The sequence below is a fragment of the Dietzia sp. SLG310A2-38A2 genome (assembly GCF_014145095.1).
Taxonomy (GTDB): Bacteria; Actinomycetota; Actinomycetes; order Mycobacteriales; family Mycobacteriaceae; genus Dietzia.
Genome location: NZ_JAALDX010000154.1, coordinates 19,537 through 24,773 on the forward strand (window position 1 = coordinate 19,537; position 5,237 = coordinate 24,773).

A 5,237-nucleotide genomic window follows, 5' to 3' on the forward strand; every position below is an offset into this window, starting at 1 on the left:
CGACAAGGAAGCGCTCGGTGTGGGTGGCGGAGGCGAAAGGTACGACGGACCCGGGGGCGAAGGTGGGCAGGGCGGACTTGCTGGTGGTGATGGTGACCGCCAGCCGCCCGTGCCCGGTGAACACGCCGCCGACGCCGACTTCGGGTCCGGTCGACTGGACCGTGTGCACACCCCTCGCATCGGTGTCGATGTTGTGCCACTCCACGGTCGCGGAGTTGAACGGGAACAGGGTGGCTGAGAAGTCGAACGAGCCGACGGGCTGGTCGAGGTCTCTGGCGTTCGCGCTCAGCGCCTGGTGGAAGCGCTCGTCGCCGCCCAGCTTGCACGTGGTGAAGGCACCGAAGCGGATGGTGTGCTCACCGCCCAGCGGGTACGGCATACGGACGTCCCAGGCCGGCGAGTGGTGCCACACCTGGGCTGAGGCCGCGGGTGCGAGTGCCACGGCTGCTCCCCCGGCGAGCAGGACGGCCGCACAGGTCAGGGCGGCTTGTCGACGGATCATGGTCATGGCTTGCTCCTCGTCCCGCGCTGCCCTCGATGCACTGTCGTCGGGTGCATCCATATCTGGTCATCGACCGGGGCCCGCTGATCGTTAGCCGTGTGGGCCGTTAGCTGTGGGGGCGCCGTCGAGTGGTGTCCGCGTCCGGCGAGACCGGAGGTCAGTCCTCGAAGTCGCTGAGTCTCCGTGGCGCCATGACGACCCGCGCGGAGTTGAGGATCGCGAGTACGTCGATGACCTCCTGCGCAATCGCCCCCGCGAGAGGGCTGAGCAGACCGAACACCGCCAGGAGCATCCCGATCACGGAGGCGGCCATCCCGCCCACCGCCGACTGCAACGCGATCCGGCGCATGCGCGCCCCGATGTGGAGGAGGTCGTCGAGCCTCTCCAGGGAGGACTCCAGCACCACGGCGTCGGCGGCCTCGGCGGTGACGTCGGAGGTGGAGCCGAAGGCGACCCCGGCTGAGGCGGCCGTCATCGCGGGGGCGTCGTTGATCCCGTCGCCGAGGTACAGGGTGGGACCCGCCGCCGTGCGCTCGCGGACGATCGCGAGTTTGCCCTCGGGGCTGATCCCGCCGTAGACCTCCCGGATTCCCACCCGGTCCGCCAATCGGCGGACCTCGGCTTCACGGTCACCGGAGATGATCATCATCCGTGTGACGCCGTGCGCGCGCGGGAGGTGCGCGATGAAATCGGCCGCGGTGGCACGTGGTTCGTCACGGAAACGCAGGGTCGCGGCGTACTGGTAGTCGACGAGGACGACCGACTCCATCCCCGTCTCGGTCACCGGGAGGAGGTCGATCGCATCGGGATCGACCTCGGCGAGTCCGCGACGGTTGGTCAACCGGACGAGACGTCCACCCACCTCGCCGACCAGTCCGGCACCGGGCTTCTCCGAGACGGAGGTGGGGGGCGGAGTCCCGAGGTTGCGTTCTGCGGCCGCTTCGACGACAGCTCTGGCGAGCGGGTGTCGGGAGTAGACCTCGACCGCCGCGGCGGCGGCGAGCACCTCGTCGGGATCGGTCCCGGGCCTCACGACGATCTCCGTGAGCACCGGACGCCCGTAGGTCAGCGTGCCGGTCTTGTCGAACATCATCGTCTCGACCCGACCGACGTCCTCGAGCATCGCCGGATTCCGGATGATGATGCCGCGCTTGGCGGCCAGCGAAATGGCGCCGATGATCGCGACGGGGACCCCGATGAGGAGCGGACACGGTGTCGCGACCACCACCACCGCGAGGAAACGGGTCGGATCGCCGGAGATCGCCCAGCCGAGGACACCCAGCGCCAGCGCGATGAGCGTGTACCAGGCGCCGAGGCGGTCGGCGAGGCGACGCATCGGGGGCCGGTTCTCCTCTGCTTCCCGCAGCACGCCGACGATCTGCGCGTAACGGGAATCCGCCGCCACCCGCTCGGCGCGGATGGTCAGTGGTGACTCGCCGTTGATAGCGCCGGAGAGCACCTGTGAACCGGGTGACTTGGGTACGACGTACGGTTCGCCGGTGAGGTAGGACTAGTCCATCGCGCCTCTGCCCTCCGCCACCTCGCCGTCGACGGGGCACAGTTCGTGGGGCAGGACGAGCACCAGGTCGTCGACGCGGACCTCTTCCGCACGGAGGTCGTCGACGCCCTCGGAGGGGGAGGATCCACGGAGGCGGTGGGCGATCGCAGGGCTGCGCCGCGCGAGGGCGTCCAGAGTGGCCGACGCCCTCCGGGACGCCGCGGCCTCGAGAGCCTCTCCGCCGGACAACATGAGGACGACAATCGCGGCCACCAGCCACTCGCCCAGGACGACCGCGGTGACGATCGACACCGCGGCCAGCAGGTCGGCCCCGCCCGCGCTCCTCACCGCGGACCGGAGGACCTCGACGATGAGCGGGATCCCGCCGACCACCACCACCGCGATCAGGGGCGCGCGGATCACCCACTCCCCTGTGGCGGAGCCGCCGGGCCCGCTGATCGCCCGGGCGAGCAGATGGACCACGATCGCCAGGACGGTGGAGATCGCCAGTACGCCCTGGCGCGAGGCGACGAACGTACGCAGCGCCCCGTCCCGGCCGATGTCCATCCATTGATCATCACCCGGCAGGGCAGCCTCTACCAGCAAGGAGAGGCTGCCCTGGGTGCTCGGGTCACACGTTGAAGTACTTGGCCTCCGGGTGGTAGAGCACGAAGGCGTCCGTCGACTGCTCGGGGTGGAGCTGCAGTTCCTCCGAGAGTTCGACTCCGATGCGTTCCGGCTCCAGCAGGTCCACCACGACCTTGCGGGACTCCAGGTCCGGGCAGGCACCGTAGCCGAAGCTGTAGCGGGCTCCCCGGTACTTGAGGTCGAAGTAGTCGTGGATGGTGTCGGGGTCCTCGTCCGAGACCGCGCCCTCGGGCAGGCGCAGTTCGTCGCGCACCCGCCGGTGCCAGAACTCGGCCAGCGCCTCGGTGAGCTGGACCGACAGGCCGTGAACCTCGAGGTAGTCGCGGTAGTTGTCCGCGGCGAACAGCTCGTTGGCGAAGTCCGCGATCGGGGTCCCCATGGTGACGAGCTGGAAGGGCAGGACGTCGACGGTCCCCTCGGCCTCGCACCGCTCCTTGGAGGCCAGGAAGTCCGGGATGCTCAGGAACCGTCCCCGCTGCTGGCGGGGGAACGAGATCCGGTGCAACACCTCGGCGTCCGGACGGGGCTCGGCCAGCACACAGATGTCCTCGCCCTCCGAGTAGGCCGGGAAGTATCCGTAGACCACAGCGGAGTGGGCCAGGATCCTCTCGGTGGTGAGACGATCGATCCACGAACGCATGCGCGGCCGGCCCTCGGTGGCGACCAGCTCATCGTAGTCGGGGCCGTCCCCGCTGCGGGTGCCGCGAAGCCCCCACTGCCCGAAGAACAGCGCACGCTCGTCGAGGTGACCGACGTAGTCCGCCACGGGGATGCCCTTGGCGATCCGCGTCCCCCAGAAGGGCGGGGTGGCGATCGGCTGGTCCGCCGCGACGTCCGACCTCTCCGGGACCACGACGGGCTCGGCCTCGGCGGCCCGCTTGGCGGCGATCCGCTCGCTGCGGGCCCGGCGCTCGCGCCGTTCCGCGGCCTTGGCCGACGCATCCGAGGACTCGGACATGGGCACGCCGGTCCGCTTGGCCGTCATCACCTCGTCCATGAGGCGCAGTCCCTCGAACGCGTCGCGGGCGTAGAACACCTCGCCCTGGTACATCCCGGCGAGATCCACCTCGACGTAGGCGCGCGTGAGGGCGGCGCCACCCAGAAGGACCGGGAAGTCGCCGGCGATGCCCTCGGAGTTCAGCTCCGCGAGATTGTCCTTCATCACCACGGTCGACTTGACCAGGAGGCCGGACATGCCGATCACGTCCGCCTTGTGCTCCCGGGCCGCCGAGATGATGTCGGCGATCGGCTGCTTGATGCCGATGTTGACCACGTCGTACCCGTTGTTGGACAGGATGATGTCCACGAGGTTCTTGCCGATGTCGTGGACGTCGCCCTTCACCGTCGCCAGGACGATGCGGCCCTTGCCGTCCTCGTCGCTGGCCTCCATGTGGGGTTCCAGATGGGCGACCGCGGTCTTCATGGTCTCCGCGGACTGCAGGACGAACGGCAGCTGCATCTGGCCGGAGCCGAACAGCTCGCCGACCGTCTTCATGCCGCTGAGCAGGTGGGTGTTGATGATCTCGAGCGGGGGGATCTCCGCCATCGCCGCGTCGAGATCGGCCTCGAGGCCCTTGCGCTCGCCGTCGACGATCCGCGCCGACAACCGCTCCATGAGCGGCATCGCCGCGAGCTCGGCGGCCCTCGCGTCCTTGGTGCTCGCAGTGGACACCCCGTCGAACAGCTCCATGAACACCTGGAGCGGGTCGTACCCCTCCTTGCGGCGGTCGTAGACGAGGTCGAGCGCGACCTCCCGCTGACGATCGTCGATCTTGCTCATGGGCAGGATCTTGGAGCTGTGCGCGATGGCGGTGTCCAGGCCCACCTGGATGCACTCGTGCAGGAACACGGAGTTGAGCACCTGACGTGCAGCAGGATTGAGGCCGAACGAGATGTTGGACAGTCCCAGGGTGGTGTGGATCCTCGGGCGCGACTCGGTGAGCCTGCGGATCGCCTCGATGGTCTCGATCCCGTCCCGTCGCACCTCCTCCTGACCGGTGGAGATGGGGAAGGTCAGGCAGTCGATGATGATGTCGTCCTCGGCGATCCCCCAGTTCTCCGTGAGGTCGGCGATGATCCGCTCCGCGATCTCGACCTTGCGGTCCGCCGTGCGTGCCTGGCCCTCCTCGTCGATGGCCAACCCGACCACCGCGGCGCCGTGGCGCGAGACCAGTTCCATGATCTTCTGGAAGCGCGAGTCCGGGCCCGCCCCGTCCTCGTAGTTGACCGAGTTGACCGTGCACCGTCCACCGAGGTGCTCCAAGCCCGTCCGGATGACCTCGGGTTCGGTCGAGTCGAGCATGATCGGCAGGGTCGAGGAAGTCGACAGGCGTCCGGCCAGCTCGGCCATGTCGCCCGAACCGTCCCTGCCGACGTAGTCCACGCAGAGGTCGATCATCTGCGCCCCGTCACGCATCTGCTCCTTGGCGATGTCCATGCAGGTGTCCCAGTCGGCGGCGAGCATCGCGTCCCGGAATCGCTTGGACCCGTTGGCGTTGGTGCGCTCGCCGATCATGAGGATGCCGGCGTCGGCCCGCAGCGGGGTCGAGCTGTAGAGGGAGGCGACCGCGTTGACCGGCTCGACCCGCC

At 69.0% G+C, this 5,237-nt stretch carries 3 protein-coding genes and 1 pseudogene; all 4 read right to left on the minus strand.

Features of this window, described 5'->3' with window-relative positions; all coding sequences use genetic code 11:
* Window positions 1–508, minus strand: a 508-nt coding sequence (locus G6027_RS05990) for a hypothetical protein (protein WP_182636314.1), incomplete at its 3' end; no start/stop codon positions are given.
* Window positions 509–659: 151 nt separating this feature from the next.
* Window positions 660–2,000: pseudogene (locus G6027_RS05995) on the minus strand (heavy metal translocating P-type ATPase); the annotation flags it as partial.
* Between the two features lie 12 nt (window positions 2,001–2,012).
* On the minus strand, window positions 2,013–2,567 hold the full coding sequence (locus G6027_RS18650) for a hypothetical protein (RefSeq protein WP_241726858.1): 555 nt from the start codon (window positions 2,565–2,567) through the stop codon (window positions 2,013–2,015).
* A gap of 64 nt (window positions 2,568–2,631) precedes the next feature.
* Window positions 2,632–5,237 (minus strand): methionine synthase (gene metH / locus G6027_RS06000; RefSeq protein ID WP_241726859.1); only part of this gene is annotated, 2,606 nt, incomplete at its 5' end.